Source organism: Pusillimonas sp. T2 (assembly GCF_002236805.1).
Lineage (GTDB): Bacteria > Pseudomonadota > Gammaproteobacteria > Burkholderiales > Burkholderiaceae_B > Neopusillimonas.
Genome location: NZ_NIQA01000009.1, coordinates 117,829 through 139,315, shown reverse-complemented (window position 1 = coordinate 139,315; position 21,487 = coordinate 117,829). Strand labels below are relative to the sequence as shown.

The 21,487-nt window shown below is 56.9% G+C and carries 19 protein-coding genes; 9 read left to right on the top strand and 10 right to left on the bottom strand.

Translation table 11 applies throughout. The features are described from left to right. Positions 1 to 157: 157 nt before the first annotated feature. From PuT2_RS13375 to PuT2_RS13340, 8 genes are all read right to left on the bottom strand, one after another. Positions 158 to 649 carry a copper chaperone PCu(A)C gene (locus PuT2_RS13375; RefSeq protein WP_093971487.1) on the bottom strand — a complete coding sequence of 164 codons (492 nt, stop codon included), beginning with the start codon at positions 647 to 649 and terminating at the stop codon, positions 158 to 160. Between the two features lie 29 nt (positions 650 to 678). Then, positions 679 to 2,292, bottom strand: a complete 1,614-nt coding sequence (locus PuT2_RS13370; RefSeq protein WP_158214047.1) for a copper resistance protein CopC — start codon at positions 2,290 to 2,292, stop codon at positions 679 to 681. A 106-nt stretch (positions 2,293 to 2,398) separates the two neighbouring features. Continuing rightward, on the bottom strand, positions 2,399 to 3,502 hold the full coding sequence (locus tag PuT2_RS13365; RefSeq protein ID WP_256387489.1) for a methanobactin export MATE transporter MbnM: 1,104 nt from the start codon (positions 3,500 to 3,502) through the stop codon (positions 2,399 to 2,401). 23 nt (positions 3,503 to 3,525) lie between these two features. Continuing rightward, positions 3,526 to 4,347 carry an MbnP family copper-binding protein gene (locus PuT2_RS13360; protein WP_216820821.1) on the bottom strand — a complete coding sequence of 274 codons (822 nt, stop codon included), beginning with the start codon at positions 4,345 to 4,347 and terminating at the stop codon, positions 3,526 to 3,528. 153 nt (positions 4,348 to 4,500) lie between these two features. Beyond that, positions 4,501 to 4,920 carry a DUF2946 domain-containing protein gene (locus tag PuT2_RS13355; RefSeq protein ID WP_143516178.1) on the bottom strand — a complete coding sequence of 140 codons (420 nt, stop codon included), beginning with the start codon at positions 4,918 to 4,920 and terminating at the stop codon, positions 4,501 to 4,503. A gap of 358 nt (positions 4,921 to 5,278) precedes the next feature. After that, complete coding sequence (locus tag PuT2_RS13350; RefSeq protein ID WP_143516176.1) at positions 5,279 to 7,516, bottom strand: autotransporter outer membrane beta-barrel domain-containing protein; 2,238 nt, start codon at positions 7,514 to 7,516, stop codon at positions 5,279 to 5,281. Between the two features lie 207 nt (positions 7,517 to 7,723). Further along, a complete protein-coding gene (locus PuT2_RS13345) occupies positions 7,724 to 9,217 on the bottom strand; it encodes an amidase (protein WP_093971481.1) in 1,494 nt (497 codons plus the stop codon). An 87-nt stretch (positions 9,218 to 9,304) separates the two neighbouring features. Further along, positions 9,305 to 10,231 (bottom strand): ketopantoate reductase family protein, encoded by a 927-nt coding sequence (locus PuT2_RS13340; RefSeq protein WP_093971480.1) that lies wholly within the window; start codon positions 10,229 to 10,231, stop codon positions 9,305 to 9,307. A 38-nt stretch (positions 10,232 to 10,269) separates the two neighbouring features. Here PuT2_RS13340 and PuT2_RS13335 point away from each other — a divergent pair, with 38 nt between their 5' ends. Then, positions 10,270 to 10,833, top strand: coding sequence for a DUF924 family protein (locus PuT2_RS13335; RefSeq protein WP_093971479.1), 564 nt, complete (start codon positions 10,270 to 10,272; stop codon positions 10,831 to 10,833). A 145-nt stretch (positions 10,834 to 10,978) separates the two neighbouring features. Continuing rightward, positions 10,979 to 12,199 (top strand): YeeE/YedE family protein, encoded by a 1,221-nt coding sequence (locus PuT2_RS13330; RefSeq protein WP_093971478.1) that lies wholly within the window; start codon positions 10,979 to 10,981, stop codon positions 12,197 to 12,199. Between the two features lie 12 nt (positions 12,200 to 12,211). On the opposite strand, the gene PuT2_RS13325 is transcribed toward PuT2_RS13330, so the two are convergent. Next, positions 12,212 to 12,709 (bottom strand): cupin domain-containing protein, encoded by a 498-nt coding sequence (locus PuT2_RS13325; RefSeq protein WP_371596916.1) that lies wholly within the window; start codon positions 12,707 to 12,709, stop codon positions 12,212 to 12,214. 203 nt (positions 12,710 to 12,912) lie between these two features. Between PuT2_RS13325 and pbpG the strand changes: the two genes are divergently transcribed. Next, positions 12,913 to 13,755 carry a D-alanyl-D-alanine endopeptidase gene (gene pbpG, locus PuT2_RS13320; RefSeq protein WP_093971476.1) on the top strand — a complete coding sequence of 281 codons (843 nt, stop codon included), beginning with the start codon at positions 12,913 to 12,915 and terminating at the stop codon, positions 13,753 to 13,755. Positions 13,756 to 13,759: 4 nt separating this feature from the next. Then, on the top strand, positions 13,760 to 14,548 hold the full coding sequence (locus PuT2_RS13315; protein ID WP_093971475.1) for an NRDE family protein: 789 nt from the start codon (positions 13,760 to 13,762) through the stop codon (positions 14,546 to 14,548). Here PuT2_RS13315 and ypfH read toward each other — a convergent pair. Continuing rightward, positions 14,545 to 15,291: an esterase gene (gene ypfH, locus PuT2_RS13310; RefSeq protein ID WP_093971496.1), complete on the bottom strand. Its 747-nt coding sequence runs from the start codon at positions 15,289 to 15,291 to the stop codon at positions 14,545 to 14,547. The two genes, PuT2_RS13315 and ypfH, sit on opposite strands and share 4 nt — an antisense overlap. 134 nt (positions 15,292 to 15,425) lie before the next feature. Between ypfH and imuA the strand changes: the two genes are divergently transcribed. The 5 genes from imuA (at position 15,426) to PuT2_RS13285 (ending at position 21,487) form a co-directional block, all read left to right on the top strand. After that, positions 15,426 to 16,115 (top strand): translesion DNA synthesis-associated protein ImuA, encoded by a 690-nt coding sequence (gene imuA / locus PuT2_RS13305; RefSeq protein WP_093971474.1) that lies wholly within the window; start codon positions 15,426 to 15,428, stop codon positions 16,113 to 16,115. After that, the gene (locus PuT2_RS13300; RefSeq protein ID WP_093971473.1) at positions 16,087 to 17,397 is read left to right on the top strand and encodes a DNA polymerase Y family protein; all 1,311 of its coding nucleotides are present in this window, start codon (positions 16,087 to 16,089) and stop codon (positions 17,395 to 17,397) included. The genes imuA and PuT2_RS13300 overlap by 29 nt, the downstream gene beginning before the upstream one ends. 18 nt (positions 17,398 to 17,415) lie before the next feature. Further along, entirely contained in the window at positions 17,416 to 20,541 is a 3,126-nt protein-coding gene (locus PuT2_RS13295; RefSeq protein WP_093971472.1) for an error-prone DNA polymerase, read from the top strand. Between the two features lie 72 nt (positions 20,542 to 20,613). Continuing rightward, on the top strand, positions 20,614 to 21,075 hold the full coding sequence (locus PuT2_RS13290; protein WP_093971471.1) for a GatB/YqeY domain-containing protein: 462 nt from the start codon (positions 20,614 to 20,616) through the stop codon (positions 21,073 to 21,075). Positions 21,076 to 21,088: 13 nt separating this feature from the next. Then, complete coding sequence (locus PuT2_RS13285; protein WP_093971495.1) at positions 21,089 to 21,487, top strand: PaaI family thioesterase; 399 nt, start codon at positions 21,089 to 21,091, stop codon at positions 21,485 to 21,487.

Genomic DNA, 21,487 nt, shown 5'->3' with positions numbered 1-21,487 from the left:
TCAATCATTCCTGCACTTCTGTCCATGAAGTGAGACGATGACCGCTCTAAGTCGAGAGCAGCCACCAGAGCGAACGGCTGTTTTCGACCCGAAGCGGAAGTTCAAAGAACGAAAGCTGATAACGGGCCCCAAATCGGTTGCCGAGCTTTAGAATGCCTCAGTGATTGTGTTTGCTTGCGCTCTGACCACCATGTGCAGGCGACAGATCTGTAATCCCCTGCACATCAACTTGCACGACCACGGGCCCTGCTTCTTCAAACACCAAAGTCAGGGGAAACGATTTGCCTTTGATCAGTGCATGCTTGAGCCCAATCAACATGATGTGCAAACCGCCGCTCTCCAACGTCACTGATGAAGACGCAGCAAGCTCAATCGCGTTAATCTGTCGCATGCGCACGAGTTCACCGTCTTTGATATGCGTGTGCAACTCTGCCTTTTTAGCCACTGGTGTAGAGACACCCACCAATCGGTCAGCTGTCCCGCCTGAATTACGCAATGTCAGGTAAACAGCGCCCGTAGGGACGGCTTCAACCGTTGCACGCGACCAGGGGTGATCGATTTCAATAGCCCCCGCTTTATAACCATGCGCCTGCACTACACTCATCCAGCAAAACAACGCGGCCGCGGTAATGTTCAATAAACTCTTCATCGTATAAATCCTCTAAATGGGGTGAAAATTCAGTCATTGGCGGCCACAGGAATGATGAGCGTCATGCTCTCCAGGGTACCGTCAGGGGCTTGCCATCGCAGTACAACCTGCCAGCGGCCGGCATCCGGCAAAAACACGTGGGCCTTGATACCATCAGAGTGGACCGCAGATACACTTGATACCGTTGCATCGGGTCGACCAGACAGTTGCCACTCGGACACCAGCTTGGCAGGCTTGAGCTCACCACGTGTGCTGCTAAGGATGACTTCGATGTCGTTGTTTCCAACCCGAGCCGGCTGAATATCAACAAGCCCAGTCCAGCCTGTATTACTAGCCATGGTTGAATAGCCTGAAACGCGTTCAGGTACAGACTCAAGAGCAACTGCCTCCAAGGAGGTGCGAGGTGGCGGCGTTAGCGAAAAACCGGCTGATAGCGACACAACCACAGCCGCCACCGCTATCTCAATCACGATGGTGCGTCGCAAGCGTGAAAAGGCCTGTGCCCTGCCCTTCTGAACCAAAGGCGCAAGAACCAAACGATTCCAGAGCGCGATGGATAACAACGCCAGCACCGAAAACACTTTCAAGCGCCAAAGGCCGCCATACGATGTCTCCATGATGGCCTCTTGCGATGCAATCCCCTGCAGCACGCTCATTGCAACACCTGTCACCAACAGCAGCGCAACCACAAACGGAGCCACTCGGGAGAAACGGCTTAAAACGCGTTGTGCGACACTCAAGGATTTGGATGCCTGCAACAAGAAAGCCAAGGGCCAGAGTGCGCCGATCCAAAAGGTCACTGCACCGACATGTAAAAACAACAAGACACGTCCAAACGCGCGGGATGACAGATCACCGACATGACTCGTCACAGCAAACGATAAAGCCGCTATCAATACACCAAAGACCAACAGACCTGAGCCGGCTCGTGTGGCTTGCACAACAAGCCCGGCCAGCGTGAGCGATACCGCCAGTACAACAAGCTGAACGGAGAGCGCGACCTGAGTCTGCGAACCCGTTGACCAGGCCTCCTTCGCGATCAGGTTAGCCCAATACCCCCCCTGAAGCGACGCACCGGTAAGACCGGTCAACAGAAGTCCGGTGCCCACTGCCATAAGGCAAACAAAGACAAGCCTTGAAGCCAGGGCTTCTCGTGTGCCACGATCAGTCAAAGAGCCCATCAGCACTAAAAACAGACCACCACCAAGCCCTGTGAAAAGCGCAAGATAATGAATCGCCCTGATGCCTGCACTCCATGATTCAAGGTTGTCCCCAGAGGGGGCAGCGGCGGACAATGTGGGCTTGACCCCGACACCAAACTGGATCTGGCCCGCAACCAAATGACCGTCGCCGGATGTCACCCGATAATGGGCGCGGTAAATGCCGCGTTCAAGCACATTGGGTAGCGGCAGCTCCAGGGAGCCCCCGTTTGTTTTTGATGACACATCAGCCATCACGATCTCACCCGCCTCATTGCGCAACTCAAGTTTTGCGGTCGTCAGTGGCTCGTTGAACTGCAATACGATGGTCGCTGGTGGGGTGTCGAGCTGTGCATTATCCTCAGGTTGGGTGCTGATTAAAAAGGCGTGTGCCATCGACTGGCTGCTGTACAGTGCAACGCACAGCCACAACCAAAATGTCAAAAACCATCGCCTATTGACGATGTCTATCGAGCCGTTATTCATAAACCAGCCGCCCTCGCGTGGGCGAGGGGCCCTGCCAACACAATTGGCGCCATCATCATGGGTGTTATCTCCACGGGTCCGCATGCCGCTCATCGGTCAAAAAAGTGGGGTCAGTCAGCGTCTTGAGGAAGTTAAGTAGATCAATTTTTTCTTCATCGGACAGATCGATGCGCGAGATCAGACCGCTTTTGTGTGGGTTAAGCCGACCATCCCCCTGATTGGGACCTGATTCAATCACCCGACCACCCCGCGCATAATGCTCGACGACCTCTTCAAGAGTCTCCATACTGCCATCATGCATATAGGGTCCGGTGACCTCAACGTTGCGCAAACTGGGCGCACGAAAAGCCCCCATATCCTCGGGTCGGGCTGTCAACTCAAACAGACCTTGATTCGACTCGGGGTAATCACCAGAATCCATCAGGTTGTAAATGCCGTTGTTGTGAAAGAGCAATTCCACTAACCGCGTTTTTTTATGGACTACCTGGTCGTTGAAATTGAAGCTGCCATGGCAGTGATGGCATTCCGCCTTCTCGCCAAAGAAAAGCACTCTTCCGCGCTCCTCGGAAAGGCTGAACGCCTCGGTTCCCTGCAGATATCTGTCGTATCGACTGTTCGTCGACACAAGACTGCGCTGAAACGCCGCAATCGCCTTGATGACTGAGCCGATGCTGATGGGGCTCTCGTCCTCTGGAAAAACTCGTTTGAATAGCGTGACGTAAAGCGGCTCGGCACGAAGGCGATTGAGGATTTCCTCACGATTACCATCGTTGATGCCCATTTCCACAGGCTCATCGCTAAATAGCGGGATCAGCATTTGCTGTTCCAGCGTGACCAGAGCCGGATTCGCCCAGTTATAGGTAGCATGCCATGCACTGTTGGCCAATCCCTGGGCGTTGCGATGCGTCAAGGCGCCTGTCGACCCCGATGACAGGGAACGACCATCCGTAAAGGCTCGCGCCTGGTGATGGCAAGAGGCGCATGACATGGATCCGTTACCCGACAGACGCTTGTCATAAAACAAACGCCTGCCAAGCCCCACCTTAGCGTGTGACATGGGATTGTCGTCAGGCACACGCGGTTCTGGCACATGGGACGGCAAGTCCCATGTCCAGTCCGAATCATCAGCGGCGGCCCAGCCCGCGATTGGCAAGGAGCAAAGCGCCATAACCAAAGACAGGAGCCTACACTTCATTTTTTTGCAGAAGCGCTAAAAACCGGCGAAACACCCTGCTTAAGTTCGCGCCCTGTGTCAAGCGACAGGCCCAGTCGTTCAAACACTTCAACACAGTCCTTGTCGGCCGGATTACTCATGCAACCCGCAGCGGCTCCCTTGTCCCGTGTGATATCACTGGAACCGAACAGACTATTTAGATCCAGGACCACCTGATGTTGAGTGACGTCAAATGGCGCAAGAACCACGGGCAGACGATTGGGCCGCATGCATGAGACGGTTTCCCCGGTCACGGGGTTACCTGTGCATCCTGTTGAACCCAGATGGACAAACCAAGTTGGAGAACTGGAGCCATCGGCTTTTGTCACGCCCCCTTCGGGATTGACCTCAAGCTTGATGAACTTGCGGCCCGCTTGCCAGCTCCAGCCCATGGCCGCCAAATCCAGAGGTGCGCCCTCAAGTTCCGTACTAGTATGGTTTTGCGAGACCGGCACCCCGACGGTAAATGTGAGGCCGTTGTAATTACCGGTCGGCACAGTGCCCGTGACCACGGTATTGACTGCAGGCGTTCCGCCTGCGCAGGAGCCTGTAGCGTCTTCGAAATCAATCAAGGCAACTTGATCGTTCTGCCAATCCGAAGCGTTCAGCTTGACGGATGTAGGTTGCCCCTTGTCGTTGATCAGCGCGATGTCCTGAACGTAAAGACGAGCATCGCGCAGCGACGCAAGTGTTGCTGGTGCACCAATCGGCCCCAAGGGTTGACCACAGCGGGCGTCAGCGCCTGCGGCCTTGAGGGCAAACGAAATCTCGACAGCCTGCAAAGAGGCGGTTTGTGCCAAAGCGGATGTGCCGGCGAACGTGCAAAAAACTGCCAATAACGACGCGCGAGACAGGACCCGCAACGGGAAATGCGAAAACATGGATGAACTCCAACGAAAGACGAATGACCACGAACGGGAAAAATAAACGCTCGCGGCGAGAGAAATGATCGACTAGACGTTGGAAGGTGGCGGCGCTCGGGCCTGATTAGGGTAATAGATCCACCCGTCGTAGTGGCCTGGCTGGGCAGGACCCTGCGGAGACTGCGTACCTAAATCAGGAACAATAAGAATTGCCGCCAAAAGTGGCGGCAGGGCCGAATGACCAAAGGCGCACAACGCACAATGATCACCCGCAGTCAGATGACGAGTATCGTCGGGATCAAGATCATCAGGCGACCCCAGACCCAGCACAGACAACGACATAACCTTCATGCCACTGCCCGTACACACAACAATGGTCTGACTGTCGGCCGCAACCGATACCCGAGGCGAGAAGGCAATAATAACCGCTTGCAACAGGAGCAGCACCGAAAGGGCAACTATGCCCAAACGATGCATCAATGGAAGTTCGCCGCGCCGTCGCAAGACCATGAAAATACTGATTATCTGTATTCAAGCATTTCGGTAATTAACTTGATATTGTAACACTGTAGCCAGCCGTTCTGGTAATTGAACGATTCGAAATCCGCGAATGAAGCACATGGTAATACGGCCCATAATTCAACAAGGCGATATAACCGATCAGCTGCCAGTTAGTAGCTTGACTGTCCGCCTCTGGCCGAAAGCTGCCCACGAACTCTAAGGCTTATCTATGAATGGGCTTAGCATATAGAGCCCCAAGAGTTAGAGCAGTACCATCTGCTCCCTCTCTGCGTTACCCTCGCCCTCAGCGTTCCACAAGCGCTCGAACATGTCGTAACTAGGTGCGCGGCCTTACTGTCGGTCGTTACTAAAAAACAAACATCACCTTGGCGACGCCACTAAAGCCTTGGCGCATGCCCGTGAAAGCTTGCGCGCCTAATCCGATGGTGAGTGCGTCGTCAGCTCTCGGTTTTAGCTCAAAGCCTAGTTCAAAGACCCCCGTGTTGCCTTTTAGGCTGGGCGATGGCGTGTCCAGACCATAGACAGTAGCGCGAGCTGCGCCATCAAATTCGCGCTCCCAGGCCGCGCCCAAGTAACCAGCAACCTGCCGCGATAACTGATGATTCCAGCGAACACCCAGACGGGTACGGTGCGAGTCAACCGACCGAAAGTGATAAGGATCTCCGGCAATTGTTACTTTGTCGCCCTGCTGGTGTGTCCAAAAATACTTGGCTGAAAAATCAAGTGCACTATGCGTGCCTATCGGCAGCATATAGCCAACGCCCGCATGCAAGCCGTAGTAAAGCGCAGACGTATCGTAAGAGGCATCGGTACTGCCTTGCATGTCATTGCTGTCCCAGTTTGAGCTGACTCGCCCTACCCGCAACGATCCTTCCACATAGGGGGCCGCCTGGCTCAGTCCTAGGCCAGTCCCGACAAAGGTCTCTGACCTTCCTTGTGCATCCGCAACCGCCCAATCACGTCGCAGCAATAGGCCGCCGCCTGCGTAGCGGCTTTTCCCACTCCCACGAACAACACCTGTAGAGAAATCGTTGTACGTTTTGTACTTGCTCCAACCACCCTCCACAAACACACCCGCCATCAATTGGCCAGTGCCTTGCGGGATTTTCTTGGCCGCGCCGAGCATAAGACTAAAGCCGTCAACATCAACATGCGAGCCCGATTTATAGCGTGAGCTGCCACCACTAGACGCACCGAAAGTCGACGTACCACTGGCTCCGCTTGTCGCCCCCATGGCGCGGGCAATACCAGCGCCCGCAGCAAGATCTCCCCCCTGAACCGACAGCGCCATCATACTGGCCTGCCCTTCGACGGGCGCTTTAGTCTGTTCCATAACCACCGCGTCGGTTTTGGCGGTCGCGTACAAATTCTTCGCATCGGCCGACAAACCAAAGGTGTACTTGAGCGAAATGCCCTGATAGCCAGACACATCGGCCTGAGCAATTGTCGCATCGGTTTCAACACCAATGGGGTTGTGAATGAGCGTTACACGATCACCGTTTTGCAGCACATTGGCACCACCCACGATACCCACGCCTACCTTCACCCCGCGAAGGTCGGTAGCTATAGGGGGCTGGCCGGCCTTACCCGGTGCCTTGCCCGACAAAGTAATCACTTCGGCATTAGCCTGAGTATTCGCTGGCAGGATGAAATGTAGCTCCTGGAAATCGCGAATATTGCCCATTTTCAAACCCAGGGAACGCACCTCAAGAATGTTTCCAGCACTTGTCCCCGCACCAGAGTAACCACCATAAATCAGCGTATTCGACAGATTAGGTGAGCCCTCGATGATGACGCGATTATTCAATGCGTCGCCCGACGTGCCCGAATAGCCACCGTACACATTTGACCCAACAGATGCCGAACCTGACAAACGGACCGTATTACCCGTCGCATTACCGCGAGTCACAAAGCCACCAAAAACTGTATTGCCTACCGACGCGTCGGTGATTGACACCGAATTGTTGCTGACGCTACCCGTACCATTGACAGAAGCACCCGAAACGGTACCCGAGACGTTAATGCCGCTGCCCTTAATCACCACGGAATTATTCGCATGGTTACCACCACCGCCGTTACCTCCGATAACGTCAGTCAACGTACCGCCCGTAACTTCTACCTTATTGCCGGTAGTACTAATGTTGCTTTGCCCGCCATACACACTGCCTAGTTGCCCACCGTACACCAGCACAGTATTGTTATTAGCCACCGCACCCGACTGTTCGCCCAGCGCGCGTCCACCAATAACAGCCGCAGCAGCAGCCCCGGGCTGCACCGTAACGGTGTTGCCTGAAGCCTGTTGATTGACGCCTAATTTGACGAAACCGCCATATATCCACTCATCGGGTGTATCTTCATAAACGACGACCTGAGCGTTTGATGCAGAATCTTCTCCAATCAAAGCGCAACGGCCACCGTATGACGCTACGGTCGCACTGGCCGAACAGTCCTCACCCGCACCATACCAGTTACCACCCGTATTTATGGGTCCAGGCACCGCTTGCGCTTCTGTGCCAACCGTGACGCTGAACATCCCTAACACTAGGGCGCTCGCTGAAATGGTGTGAAATGCAGTTGCCGCCATCCAAGAAGTCTCCGCGCTGGTTTGAGTAAAAAAGCGCTACAACAAAGTAGTGCATTGCTCAGTAAAAATATTATGAAACAAAATGATAAATCAAGTATCAGCGCAAAAAAATATCAGATACAAAAAACGACACCTAAGTAGGCAAAAGCCAAACCGCAGCTGGCCTGGCGTTAGACTCTCAACGCCAGGCCTGTTGACCGAACCCCATCACCCCCGATGCACCACCTCGGCCACGCGGAACACGGTCTGCTCATCAAAATGACGGCCCACCACCATAAAGCCAACCGGTCGGTCCTCCACCTCGCCGCAGCACACCGAAATCGCCGGATGTCCCGTCAGGTCGAACGGACTTGTGTTCAACAACATCTCCCAGCTACGGTTCACCACCTCTTGCGGCCCCGCATCCGGTCCAGGCATCGGCGTTGCCGTCATTGGCGTTGTCGGCATCACCAACACATCGTACTTAGCCAACTGCGTATCGTATTCCGCCCGCAAACGGCGACGCAGATTCTGCGCCTTTGCATATAAACGCCCACCATGACGCTCAAGCACCCGCCCCGACAACAACACCGCTTTAATCGGCGCTGCCAGCTCTGACGCATGCGCCGGCCAACTTTCATACGCCTTCATGAAACCCAGCGAATATGCGCCAATGCCGCCATAGCCCACGCCATGCCCGCGCACAATATTGTGATAAGACCCCTCGATACCAATAGGCAACCACAACGCCGAACCAATGTTGTGCCAAGGGATCGACACCTCTTCGACAATGGCGCCCATCGAAGCCAAGCGCTTCAACTCGGCCCGAACCGCATCATCGACCCCTGCCTCGGTTTCAGCGCGCGCAAAACCCTCTTGCACCACACCAATCTTCAGCCCCTTAACGCCCTGCCCCAGTGCCTCGGTATACGGCTGAACCTGAACATTGCGCTGACGACCATCGATCCCGTCTTCACCAGCAATCACCTCAAGCAACAACGCACAATCGGCCACCGTACGCGTCATCGGGCCCACATGGTCGAACGTATATTCAATACTGGCCGCACCGGTATAAGGCACCAGACCGTACGTTGGCTTTAACCCCACAATCCCGCAAAACGACGCAGGCATCCGGATAGAGCCCGCCTGGTCGGCCCCAATAGCCATATCGACATCGCCTGCGGCTACCAGCGCTGCGCTGCCTGTACTGGAGCCCCCCGTGCTGCGCCCCGGCACGCGTGGGTTTTGAACCGGGCCATTGACACCGGTCACGCTGTTACCGGCAAAACACAAGTACTCGCAAGACGCCTTGCCCAGAATCTCGCCGCCCGCATCAAGAATACGCGTCACAATGGTTGCGTCTATATCGGGCACATACCCGTCAAGAATCGACGCCCCATTACTCATGGGCACACCCGCCACCATGACACTGTCTTTAATCGCCAGCGTCTTGCCCTTAAGCTTGCCCTGCGGCGCGCCTTTAATATTTGACTTAACAACCCAACCGTTGTGCGGGTTCTCGGCCCCTTCCGGCCGGTAACCCGGCGTGCGCGGATACTTGACCGCCGGTAGCTCGTCGGGCAACTGCTCGATCAGGCGAAAGGCCGGCGTCAGCGCCGACAAATAAGCGTGGTACTCGCCAACCTCTTCGGGGGTTAGGTCGAGTTCGAGCTGTTCACTGATTTCGCTAATGCCTTGCGGGCCGGGAAATGCATATGCCATGTCTGGACTCCTTGTTGTCACGCCGCGCAATCAGCGCGCGGTGGACCGACTATAGGCACAGGCAAACCCGGCTGGCAATGGGGACAACTACCCTGCCTGAGTCAGGCGCCCCGTGTAGGTTTCCAGCACAGCTTGCGCTACCGACAACATCGGGCATGTCAAACCCGCCTCTTGGGCACGCCTCACCATGTCGCCCACTAAATGATCACCCTCAATCGGCAGGCCCGCGCGCATATCCCGGTACATCGATGAATTGAATGAAGAATTGGGGTTGGTCAGCACACGCTGATACCCGGCCACCGCCTGCGGATGCATGCCGTGCCCTGCCGCCTGAGCTGTCTGAACACACTCTTCAAACAACTGCAGCGCTATCTGCCCGCCGGCCTGACTGCGCATGTATTCACCCACCGTACCTTGTAGCAAACAATTGGCAGCCCCCAACGACGCCATACGGCAAAACTTGTCCCACATGTCGTCCATTACGGTTGCGCTCAGCTCGGTATCAATACCGGCCGACGCCAGCAACTGCGCAACCCCACGCGCCTTGTCTTCTTGTTCGGGCAAGCGGGCGCCCACCGTGATGCTGCTATAGGCATTGGCCACATGAATGTGCGTCGGTTCGGCTAAGGTAGCAATCGTCTTGGCAATGCCGCCCAGCACCTTCTCGGCGCCAAAAACGGCGTCGAGCGCATCTAAATGACGCAGGCCATTAAGCAGCGGCAACACATGTGTATTGGCCCCCACAATAGGGGCAATGTCGCGAATCACCCCATTAAGCGCATACGCCTTATTGGTCAATATAATAAGATCGTACCCATCGCCAGGCGCCGTTGCGTCAACCGTGACGGGCTTGAAGTGATACTGCCCGTCGGGGGTAGTCAGCGTCAGGCCATTGGCGTCGATCAGGGCCTTGCGAGCCGGCCGCAACAAAAATCGCACATCGGCGCCCGATTTCTGCAACATGGCCCCAAATAACCCACCGACCGCACCGGCACCCACAATCAAGGTCTTCATTTCACACCTGCGTATTAATTAACTAAAGGTTAAAGTTTATGCCAACCCGCCCTAATGCCCCGTGCTCCCCGGAAGACGTATTGCGATTCTGGTTTGACGAACTGGGCCCCAAGCACTGGTTCGACAAAAGCCCCGAACTCGACGCCCGTATCAAGACACGTTTCGAGGCCACCCACCAGGCAGCCGCGCAAGGCGAATGTTTTGGCTGGCGGACCACACCACAAGGGCGTCTGGCCGAGATCATCGTACTGGATCAGTTCCCCCGCAATATGTTTCGCGACCAGGCCAAAGCCTTCGCCACCGACGCACTGGCGCTGGTGCTGGCGCAAGAAGCCGTTGCCTGCGGCGCCGACCGTACCATCAACGCGCCCGACCTGGCTTTTTTATACATGCCCTACATGCACAGCGAATCGCTGATCATTCATGAGGAAGCCATGCGCCTGTTTAACCAACCTGGGCTGGAAGGGAACTACGAATTTGAAATCAAGCACAAAGTTATCCTTGAGAAATTCGGCCGTTACCCGCACCGCAACGCAGCATTAGGGCGCGAATCAACGCCGGAAGAAATTGCCTTTTTGAAACAGCCCGGCTCGGGTTTTTAAACGGCTTGAACCCCCGTTCACTGACGCCACCTCGAGCCGTAACATTCGACAACACAGGTCGCTCTAGCGACACGAAACGCAGTAACATTCGCTCCAGGACGCGTTATACGTCGGGTTCAAACCTCAAATTTTCTGCACACACATCATGTCAACTGCTCAAACATTGCCAGGGGCGCCCGGCCCCGTGCAACTGAACATCAAACCCCTGACCATCGCCGCACTTATTGGGCTGGCGGGCCTGTTTTACATTGCCGAAACAGTCAGCGGCCGCCAAGCCGCCCTGTGGGTCGTGGGTATTTTGCTGGGCGTCACGCTCTACCATTCAGCCTTCGGCTTTACGTCGGCATGGCGGGTATTTGTGTCTGACCGCCAGGGCGCAGGCTTGCGCGCGCAAATGCTGATGCTGGCCGTGGGTGTGCTGCTGTTCTTCCCGTTTTTGGCGCAAGGCACGCTGGCCGGGCAAGCGGTCAACGGCTTCGTCTCGCCGCCGGGTGTGTCTGTTGTGCTGGGCGCCTTTATTTTTGGTATTGGCATGCAAATGGGCGGTGGGTGCGCGTCGGGCACGCTGTTTGCTGTCGGCGGCGGCAGTACCCGCATGATCGTTACGTTGGTGTTCTTTATCGTGGGCTCGGTCATTGGCGCATGGGCCTTTCCGTGGTGGAGCAATCTGCCCGCTCTGGCACCTATGTCGGTGGTCAAATCGTGGGGACTGTGGCCTGCCCTGCTCGTCAATCTGGCCATTTTCGGCCTTATTGCCTGGGTCACCGTCGTGCTTGAAAAACGCCGTCACGGGCGGCTGATCAGTCATGCGACAACAACCGGCACCACCAACTCGTTTTTGCGTGGCCCATGGCCGCTGGTATGGGGCGCAGTTGTACTCGTTATTCTTAACTTCGCTACATTGGCGCTGGCCGGACGCCCTTGGGGCATCACCTCGGCATTTGCCTTGTGGGGCGCTAAAACTCTGGCATTTTTCGACCTGGCCCAACCCGACCAGTGGGCGTTCTGGGCAAAAAGCCCCGGTCCGCTAAGCGCCCCCATCACTCAAGACATTACCTCGGTCATGGACATCGGCCTGGTACTGGGCGCTATGGGCGCCGCGGCCGCTGCGGGCAAGTTTGCCCCCATCTGGCGCTTGCCCCTGCGTTCGTTGCTGGCAGCCGTTGTCGGCGGCTTGTTGCTGGGTATTGGCTCGCGTATGGCCTTTGGCTGCAATATTGGCGCCTACTTCAGTGGCATTTTGTCGGGCAGCTTGCACGCCTGGTTGTGGCTGCCCGCCGCATTTGCCGGCAGCGCCTTGGGCGTCAGCCTTAGGCCGTTATTTGGCCTGGCCGTCGAAAAATCACCACGGCTAACCGCTTGCTAAAGCCTTATCTACCTAGCGGCGTGCCAGCAACCTGATGGTTTCGGCATGCTGCGGGTAGGCTGTCAACAATTGGGCGGTATCGGCCAGTTCGAACTCTGCAAATTCGAAACCAGGAGCCACCGTGCACCCAACCAACGCATAGCTGTCGGGGTTTTCAAGCCCCGCAGCAAACCAGCAGCCCGCCGGTACGACGGCCTGATACGTACACTGTGGGTGAGTCAGGGCATTGCCCAGCGTATGAATGACTAACCGGCCATCGTCCCCCAGAACATACACGTTCAAGGGCGCGCCGGCATAAAAGTGCCAGACCTCGTCAGAGGCTATGCGGTGCCAGGCCGACCAGGCGCCATCGCTGAGCAAATAGTAAATTGCCGTCGAGCTGGCACGTACGGCATCATCAGAGACGCGCCGAACCTGATCTACGGCACGGTACGTCTCGCTGTAATAGCCTCCTTCGGGGTGCGGCTGCATATTCAGTCGGGCCACCAGTTGGTCTACAGTACGGGGCAAATCGGGCATGCTTGGTCTCGGTCAGGTTAGGGTTATGCGGCGATTATGACGCAACATCTTTTTGCAACGTGGTTGTGCATTTATATGTTTTAAGGGGTTTACCCTAGAAAACAAATCAAATAAATCACATAAGCCACTAATTTATTGCTGTTTTTTGGTTTTTTTTGATATTATCTCCAGCATTGTGAATTGCTGGAACCCACATGCTGCTCAAGTCGCTTTCCACCCGTTTTTATACCTTTTTAGGCGCCTGCCTGCTGGGGCTATCGCTTGGCTCCGCGGCACAAGCCGACGACATGCGCTCTGAAGCGGTATTTGTGCAAGATTTAGACAGTGCTTCGGTGCTGTACGACAAAAACAGCGAAGAAGTCAGGCCGATTGCCTCTATTACCAAGCTTATGACTGCGCTGGTGGTTGCCGAATCGGGCTTACCGCTGCAGCAAATGCTGTCGGTCAGCGAGGCTGACATAGACCGGCTGCGCAATTCGCGCTCCAGGCTGTCGGTAGGCACCCGCCTTTCGCGGGCCGACATGCTGCACCTAGCGCTGATGTCTTCTGAAAACCGTGCCGCACATGCCCTTGGGCGCCACTACCCTGGCGGGCTGCAGGCTTTTGTGCGCGCCATGAACGACAAGGCACGCGCATTGGGCATGCGTCACAGCCGGTTTGTCGACCCTACCGGTTTATCGGCCGATAATGTTTCTACCCCACGCGACCTGGTCAAGCTATTGCGTGCGGTAAACCGCCACCCCGTGATTAAACGCTACACCGTCAGCACCGACTACAACGTCAAAATGAAAAACGGGCGCCAGCTGGTGTATCACAACACCAACCGCCTGGTTAAAAGCAACGATTGGGACATCAACGTCTCGAAGACGGGTTTCATCAACGAAGCCGGGTTGTGTCTGGTCATGATAACGCGCATCGACAACCGCGAAGTGGCCATGGTGTTTTTAAATTCACAAGGCCGGTATTCGCGTATTGGCGATGCAGTCAGGGTACGTAACTACGTCGAAAAACATATCAATTTGGCCATGCTGAAGTAACCCCATGTGCATTGCCTATCTGGCCTTGCGCACACACGAAGACTGGCCTTTATTTATTGCGGCCAATCGTGACGAATTCCATGCACGCCCGGCCCGCCCGGCAGCCCCCTGGCCCGATCACCCGCACATTATTGCCGGGGTCGACGAAGCGGCAGGCGGTACTTGGCTGGGCATTACCCGCCAAGGGCGCTTTGCCCTGCTGACCAACTACCGCGACCTGCGCATGCCCGGCCCAAGCAACCCGGTATCGCGCGGCGAGCTGGTCAAGTCTTACCTGACCGCAACCCAAAGCGCCCAAGACTACGCGGGAGCCTCGGCACGCGACGGGCATTTATACGCCGGTTTTAATTTGATTGTGGGCGACCTGCAGCAGGCCTGGTATAGCGGCAACCAAACCGAAACACCCCACGAAGCCCAGGCGCTGGCACCTGGACGTTATGTGTTGTCGAATCATTTGCTGGATACCGCCTGGCCCAAAACCGAACGTTTACGTACGTTACTGGACCACTTCCCCATTACACACCTGGAACGTTCGATCAACCAGGTGTACGACCTGCTGAAAGACACCACCCAGGCCGATGACGCCGAGCTGCCCGAAACAGGGCTAAGCCTGGAAAGAGAACGCTTGCTAAGCAGTGCGTTTATCGTCAGCCCCGACTATGGCACCCGATGCTCTACGGTGATTGCCGTACACAAAAGCGGGCGCGCCATTTTTAGCGAAACCACCTATAACCGCGAAGGCCAGCCTATTGAGCGTCACGACTGGCCCTGGCATATTGGCCTGCCCGACTAATGCAGTGTTGTACCCGGCGGGGCCTGGGTATCGATGCCGTCGTCAGGGTCGCAAGACTTTTCTTTAAGCGTTGACATCGCTTCTTTCCAGCTGCGCATGGGCACACAGGTTTTAAGCCGGTGAATGGCTTGATCGACCAGCGCCGTGTGCAAATCGTGCCCCACACTTGAGGCAATATCGAGCGTGGCATCGCCGCCCAGATCAGACAAATGCGCGTGCACGTTTTGCATGACTGATTTAGGCACGACCGGATCGTTGGCGCCATGCAAAAAGTGCAGTGTGGTGGCTGCAGGGGCGACAGCAGGCAAACTGGCATAGCACCCCGAAAAAGCCAGTACCCGGCCGGCCAGGTCGGGCTGGGTCAGGGTCGCTTCGAGCGCCAAGGTTGCCCCTTGCCCAAACCCAGCCAGCGCAGTGGCTTCGCCACCCAGCGACAACTGTTTTTGCACCCACTGAACATAGGCAATGAAGCGTGGCAATGCGGCTTCGACGCGTTCAACATAGTTGTATTCGTTCAGGCCGTCTTGGTCGAACCAGTGATGCCGAGACGGCGCCGTGGCCAACGGGCCATACATCAGGGCTAATGCCGCCTGCGGGAAGGCGGCCAATAGCGCTTTTTTAAGCCCTTCGAGTTGATCGGGGCTGGCTGCATCGTCGTGCAGCAAGACAAACAACAAGGTAGGACGCTGGTTCGCCGGTACAAACACGACGGGGTCGGGAATAGGAATGCTTTGATCTGACATAAAAAAACCACAAAAGCTCAAGCCCCCATAATAAACGAAGCCGGCGCCCACGGCTTGTTTTACGTTGCCGATACGTTTAAAATTTACTGTATATTTAAACAGTATTTATTAAACAGAACCAAACCGGGGCGGGCATGCTTAATGTGCAAGATATTCATCCGGCCTTGTGGCGGGCGTCGCAGTTGGCGGCAAGCCATCGGGCAACCATCAGCACGGGTTGGGCCGGGTTAAACCAACAGTTGCCGGGGCAAGGCTGGCCATGCGGGGCCATCACCGAACTATGCCTGCCCCAACCCGGCGTGGGCGAACTACGCCTGCTACGCCCAGCCCTGGCACAGTGCCCACCCAAACAACAAATTGTGCTTATCAACTGCCCTTTCATGCCTAACGCGCAATGCTGGGCCAACTGGTCGTTACTGCACAATCATCCGTTGCTGTGGGTCAATTCCCAAAGCCTCCCAGACATCTTATGGGCAGCCGAACAAACCCTGCGTCACGACGCCTGCGCCGCCTTGCTGTGCTGGTTACCCAAAGGGGTATCGTCCAAGCAGCTACGCCGGCTGGGTATTGCCGCGCAAGGCACCCAGGCTTTGTGCTTCCTGCTCAATCACGTCAATCAACTTCAACAGCCCAGCCCGGCGCCCTTACGCATCGGGGTGCATCCCGCGCCCCAAGGGTTGCAACTGCATATTGCCAAGCGTCAGGGGCCAGCCTGCCATGCGCCGGTTATGGTCGCCCTTAACGACTTGCCCCGGCGCCCTACGGCAACCCCGCACCCAGCCCCCGTTGTCAACCATGCGCTTTATCAGCCTGTATTTCACTAAGCCATCGGTAGCGCTTATCTACGCACTACGCACGGCCATTCATATTGCCCAAATTTTTACGCCTCGGGTGGCCTGCCTGCATGCCAGCCAGGTCATCGTGCTCGACATCGAAGCCAGCCTGGCCTTATTCAACGGGCCTGGTGCTTTGTATAAACGTTTGCTAGGCCAATTGCAGCAGCAGGGGTTGCAACCCGTTGCCGCCCTGGCACCCACCGCACAGGGGGCCATCTGGCTGTCGCAATACCCTGGCACATTACAACGACGGTGCCTGGCGTTGCCTACGCTGCATCGCCGGCTCGACGCGCTGCAGGTGCAATACATTCAATCGCTGGCCCCGTGGCAAGGCTGGCTTCACGGCATAGGCTGCATGCACCTGGGCCAGCTGCGTCGCCTGCCCCGTCAGGCGCTTCAGCAGCGTACTGCCCCCAGCCTGCTCCAAGCGCTTGACTACGCCTATGGGCATGCGCCACAACTGTATACCTGGGAACCGGCCCCCGAACATTTCAACCATACGCAAGAACTCGACTTCCGTCTTGAACATGCACCGGGCCTACTCTACCCCTTGCAACGGCTTATCGACCAGGCCTGCCTATGGCTAAACCTGCGCCAGCGGTCTTGCCGGCAATTGCATTTTTTAATGCACCACGAAAAGGGCCGAAAGGCACAGCCGCCCACCCTGCTGTCACTTTCTATTTCCGAACCCGCCTGGCAAACCCACAGTTTTCTTCCTGTGCTTAAAGAACAGCTTGGGCGCTGCGCATTGCCCGCCCCGGCCATTGCCGTCACTTTGCGTATCGATCACTCCGAGCCCCGGGCGGTACACAGCACCACACTGTTTCCCGAACCAGGGCAATGGCAACGCAACGAACAGCAACTCTTCGATCTGCTTCGGGCCAGGCTGGGACCGCACAGCCTGCTTGCCCCACGGCCGCGGGCCGATCACCGCCCCGAAATCGCCAATCGATGGGCCCCCATGGCCTGCTCAATGCGCCCGGCCGAAAAGCCCGTGACAGGCATGCTGCCCCGGCCATTTTTTATGCTGGATACGCCACAAGCCTTAACCGTTGTTAACCACCGCCCCACGCATAACCACCACCCGCTTACGCTGGTACAAGGCCCCGAACGCATCGAAAGCGGCTGGTGGGAAGCCAACGCCCGGCAGGCACGCGACTACTTTATCGCTCAAGACCCCCAGGGCATTCAGTATTGGGTGTTTCGGCCCAGCCCCTCGCGCGCAAACGCAAACACTGAACGCTGGTTCTTGCACGGGCTGTTTGCCTGACCGCACCTGTCGCAATCCATGTCGTCAACCCTTCCCTATGCCGAGCTCGACTGCCTGTCCAACTTCAGCTTCCTGAAGGGGGCCTCGCACCCTGAAGAACTGGTCGCCCGCGCGGCAGCATTAGGCTATACGGCTTTGGCACTGGCCGACGAGTGTTCGCTGGCCGGTGTGGTCAGGGCACATGTAGCCGCCAGGCAGCACTCGCTCCACCTTATTGTCGGTAGCCGTTTTCACACTACTGTTCCCGGCCTCGAGCTCATTGTTCTGGTCCAAAACCTTAACGGCTACGGCAATCTGGCCCAGCTCATTACACGTTTGCGCACACAAGCAGGCACAGCCAAAGGCGCTGCGGCACGGCTTCAAATCTCTTTGGCAACGTGCTTGCAAACGCCCGCGCCCTGCGCGCTGCAACTGGCAGGCTGCCTGATCATTGCCAAGGCGCAAGAGCACACGCCGGCCATTGTCACGGCGCTTCAAGACCTTAAACAGCATTACCCGACCCAACTTTGGCTGGGGCAAGCCCGCCACTATCAACCCAGCGACACCCAACAGGTTCAGGCCAGCCACACACTTGCCAAGCAACTTGCCCTGCCCGTGGTCGCCCTGGGTCAGGTCGAAATGCACGTGCGTTCGCGTCAACCTTTACACGACACCCTCACGGCCATCCGGCTTGGCACCCCTATTGAACAATGCGGATATGCCCTGCATCCCAATGCCGAGCATCACATGCGCAGCCGCTTTCGGCTGTCCAACCTGTTCAGTCCGCAAGCCCTGCACGAAACGCTGCACATCGCGGCCCAATGCACGTTTTCGCTCGACGAGCTGCGCTACCAATACCCACACGACATCGCGCCACCGGGCGTAGGGCTGGCCCAGTATCTGGCCCAGGAAACCTGGGCCGGCGCCAACAAGCGCTACCCCCACGGCATACCCGACAATGTCCAAGCCCAAATCACAACCGAGCTCGATCTCATCAGCCAGTTGCACTACGAGCCCTACTTCCTTACGGTTTACGACATCGTCAGCTACGCCCGGTCGCAGCATATTTTGTGTCAAGGCCGGGGTTCGGCTGCCAACTCGGCGGTATGTTTTTGCCTGGGCATTACTGAGGTCGACCCCGCCCAAGGCAACACACTGTTCGCCCGCTTCATCAGCGCCGAACGCAACGAACCACCAGACATCGATGTCGACTTCGAACACCAACGCCGCGAAGAGGTCATTCAATACATCTATCAAAAGTATGGCCGCGACCGTGCTGCACTGACCGCCGTCGTTATTACCTATCGGCGGTGCAGCGCACTGCGCGATACGGGCAAGGCCATGGGCATCGACCTTTCCGTCATCGACCAGGTGTGTAAATCGTGTCAGTACCAAGAGGCCTCGCAAAGCCTGCTCGAAAAACTCCAAGAACAAGGGCTCGACACCACTGACCACCGTATTCGCGCTTGGGCTGCACTGGCGCAAACCCTGCTGGGCTTTCCGCGCCATTTGTCGCAACACCCAGGCGGCTTTGTCATTTCGCAAGGGCCGCTTAATCGGCTGGTACCCATCGAGAACGCCGGCATGCCGGGCCGCAGCGTCATCCAATGGGACAAAGACGACCTTGACGCCATGGGGTTGCTCAAAGTCGATGTGCTGGCCTTAGGCATGTTGTCGGCGCTTAAACGAGCGCTTGACCTGCTTAGCCTGAAGTATCAACGCCCATTTGCCTTGCAAGACATCCCCCACGAAGACCCGGCCACCTACGCCATGATCAGCCGCGCCGACACCATAGGCGTATTTCAAATCGAGTCTCGCGCGCAAATGAGCATGCTGCCGCGGCTGCGGCCACGTACGTTCTACGACCTGGTGATTCAAATTGCGATTGTCCGCCCAGGGCCCATACAAGGTGACATGGTCCACCCTTATTTGCGCCGCCGCCAGGGGCTTGAATCAGTCAGTTACCCATCGCCGCAAGTCGAACACGTCCTGTCGCGCACTTTGGGTGTGCCCATCTTTCAAGAACAGGTCATGCAAGTTGCCATGGTGGCCGCCGGCTTCAGCGCGGGCGAGGCCGACCAATTACGCCGATCTATGGCGGCCTGGAAGCGCAAAGGCGGCGTCGATCGCTTTCGCCCGCGTCTGATCAGCGGCATGCTGGCGCGGGGATATCCGGCCAAATTTACCGAACTCATCTACAAGCAGCTCGAAGGCTTCGGCGAATATGGCTTTCCGGAAAGCCATTCGGCCAGTTTCGCCAACCTGGCCTATGCCAGCGCCTGGATCAAATGTCACGAGCCGGCCGCTTTTCTGGCCGCCTTGCTCAACTCCCAGCCCTTAGGCTTTTATTCGCCCAGCCAACTGGTACAAGACGCGGCACGCCACGGCGTAAACGTATTATCGGTGGACATCAACGAAAGCCATGTCGACGCTCATCTGCCCCTGAATGCACCCGGGCAAACCGTGCGCCTCGGGCTGAACCGCATCAAAGGCCTTTCGGCCGAAGGTGCGATTCGCATCGCCCAGGCCAGGCAACAAGCTCCTTTTATCTCTGTCGACGACCTGGCGCGCCGCGCCGACCTGAACAAGCGAGACCTCGACGCCCTGGCCAGCGCCGATGCCATGGGCAGCCTTGGGGCCCACCGCCACCAAGCCCGCTGGCAAGCTGCGCTGCGCACGTCAAAAGATTTGCTGCACCAGGCCCCCATTAACGAAACACAAACGCCAGTTTTAAGCGAGCCCACAGAAGCACAAAACATTTATCAAGACTACGCCGCCACCGGCCTAACATTACGGCGACACCCGTTGGCTTTACTGCGCGAGCAGTTGCAACAATTGCGTTTTGCCGATGCCCAGCAACTTCACGACACCTACCCCAATCGCCGACTGGCGCGCGCGTGCGGCCTGGTCACCACGCGCCAGCGCCCCCAAACTGCCAAAGGGGTTATCTTCGTCAGTCTCGAAGACGAAACCGGGCTGGTCAACGTGATTGTGCGCCCCGAATTGGCCAGACAACAAAAACAAATATTGGTGGGCAGCACCTTAATGGGGGTTTACGGGGTTTGGCAGCGTCACGACAACGTATGTCATCTGGTCGCTGGCCACCTGGTCAATCTTGATCATCTGCTAGGCCATTTACCCGTGCGCAGCCGCAACTTCCAGTAAGGCATGCACTAAAATACAGGTCAAACCCTTCATGCTTACCGGCCCATGCGGCCACCAATACAGGACACCACCATGAGCCTTTCGCTCTCACAGCAGCTTTCCGATGCCGTCAAGACAGCCATGCGCGCCAAAGACACTGCGCGCCTGGGTACATTGCGTTTCTTGCAAGCCGCCGTCAAGCAAAAAGAAGTCGACGAGCGCCGCGAACTGACCGACGCCGACATCACAGCCATCATCGAGAAACAAGTCAAGCAGCGCCGCGAATCAATTGCCGCCTTTGAAAAGGCCGGCCGCACTGAAACCGCTGCACAAGAGCAGGCCGAACTTGACGTACTGCAAGAGTTTTTGCCCAAGCAAGCCACGCCCGAAGAGATCAACGCTGCCATCGACCAAGCGATGGCCGCTGTAGCAGAACAAGGCGTCACCGGCGCACCGGCCATGGGCAAGGTCATGGCTATTCTTAAAACCGAACTGGCCGGCCGAGCCGACATGTCGGCTGTATCTGGCCAAGTAAAACAACGCATCATGTCGTAATGCCATGACCGACATGTCAAAAGAAAGCACCGATTACTTCGGCCTGAATATTCCCTTCATGCAGTTTATCGGGCTGCAGCCCGAAGACTTCTCGCCACAGCTGACACGTACCCGTCTGCCCTGGCGGGCCGACCTGACCAACAGCCGTGGCGATATTCACGGGGGCACGCTCATGAGTGCGCTCGACCTGACCCTTAGCGCCGCCGCGCGGGCCAACGACACGTCCACCAGTATGGCCACCATCGACATGACCTCGCACTTTTTAGCGCCCGCCAGAGGTACGGTTGTATTTGAGGCCACCTGTCTGCGCATGGGCAAATCTATTGCCTTTTGCGAGGGTCGCGCATTAAGCGAAGACGGCGAACTGTTGGTAACGGCTACCGCAACCTTCAAGGTCATGCGACCGCGTTAA

Excerpts from the sequence above, each read along its gene's own strand:
- PuT2_RS13375 (WP_093971487.1), bottom strand. The coding sequence starts at position 649 with ATGAAGAGTTTATTGAACATTACCGCGGCCGCGTTGTTTTGCTGGATG.
- PuT2_RS13330 (WP_093971478.1), top strand. The coding sequence starts at position 10,979 with ATGTCAACTGCTCAAACATTGCCAGGGGCGCCCGGCCCCGTGCAACTG.
- pbpG (WP_093971476.1), top strand. The coding sequence starts at position 12,913 with ATGCTGCTCAAGTCGCTTTCCACCCGTTTTTATACCTTTTTAGGCGCC.
- PuT2_RS13335 (WP_093971479.1), top strand. The coding sequence starts at position 10,270 with ATGCCAACCCGCCCTAATGCCCCGTGCTCCCCGGAAGACGTATTGCGA.
- PuT2_RS13315 (WP_093971475.1), top strand. The coding sequence starts at position 13,760 with ATGTGCATTGCCTATCTGGCCTTGCGCACACACGAAGACTGGCCTTTA.
- PuT2_RS13350 (WP_143516176.1), bottom strand. The coding sequence starts at position 7,516 with ATGGCGGCAACTGCATTTCACACCATTTCAGCGAGCGCCCTAGTGTTA.
- PuT2_RS13345 (WP_093971481.1), bottom strand. The coding sequence starts at position 9,217 with ATGGCATATGCATTTCCCGGCCCGCAAGGCATTAGCGAAATCAGTGAA.
- PuT2_RS13355 (WP_143516178.1), bottom strand. The coding sequence starts at position 4,920 with ATGGTCTTGCGACGGCGCGGCGAACTTCCATTGATGCATCGTTTGGGC.
- PuT2_RS13295 (WP_093971472.1), top strand. The coding sequence starts at position 17,416 with ATGTCGTCAACCCTTCCCTATGCCGAGCTCGACTGCCTGTCCAACTTC.
- PuT2_RS13285 (WP_093971495.1), top strand. The coding sequence starts at position 21,089 with ATGTCAAAAGAAAGCACCGATTACTTCGGCCTGAATATTCCCTTCATG.
- imuA (WP_093971474.1), top strand. The coding sequence starts at position 15,426 with ATGCTTAATGTGCAAGATATTCATCCGGCCTTGTGGCGGGCGTCGCAG.
- PuT2_RS13300 (WP_093971473.1), top strand. The coding sequence starts at position 16,087 with ATGCGCTTTATCAGCCTGTATTTCACTAAGCCATCGGTAGCGCTTATC.
- PuT2_RS13290 (WP_093971471.1), top strand. The coding sequence starts at position 20,614 with ATGAGCCTTTCGCTCTCACAGCAGCTTTCCGATGCCGTCAAGACAGCC.
- ypfH (WP_093971496.1), bottom strand. The coding sequence starts at position 15,291 with ATGTCAGATCAAAGCATTCCTATTCCCGACCCCGTCGTGTTTGTACCG.
- PuT2_RS13365 (WP_256387489.1), bottom strand. The coding sequence starts at position 3,502 with ATGGCGCTTTGCTCCTTGCCAATCGCGGGCTGGGCCGCCGCTGATGAT.
- PuT2_RS13340 (WP_093971480.1), bottom strand. The coding sequence starts at position 10,231 with ATGAAGACCTTGATTGTGGGTGCCGGTGCGGTCGGTGGGTTATTTGGG.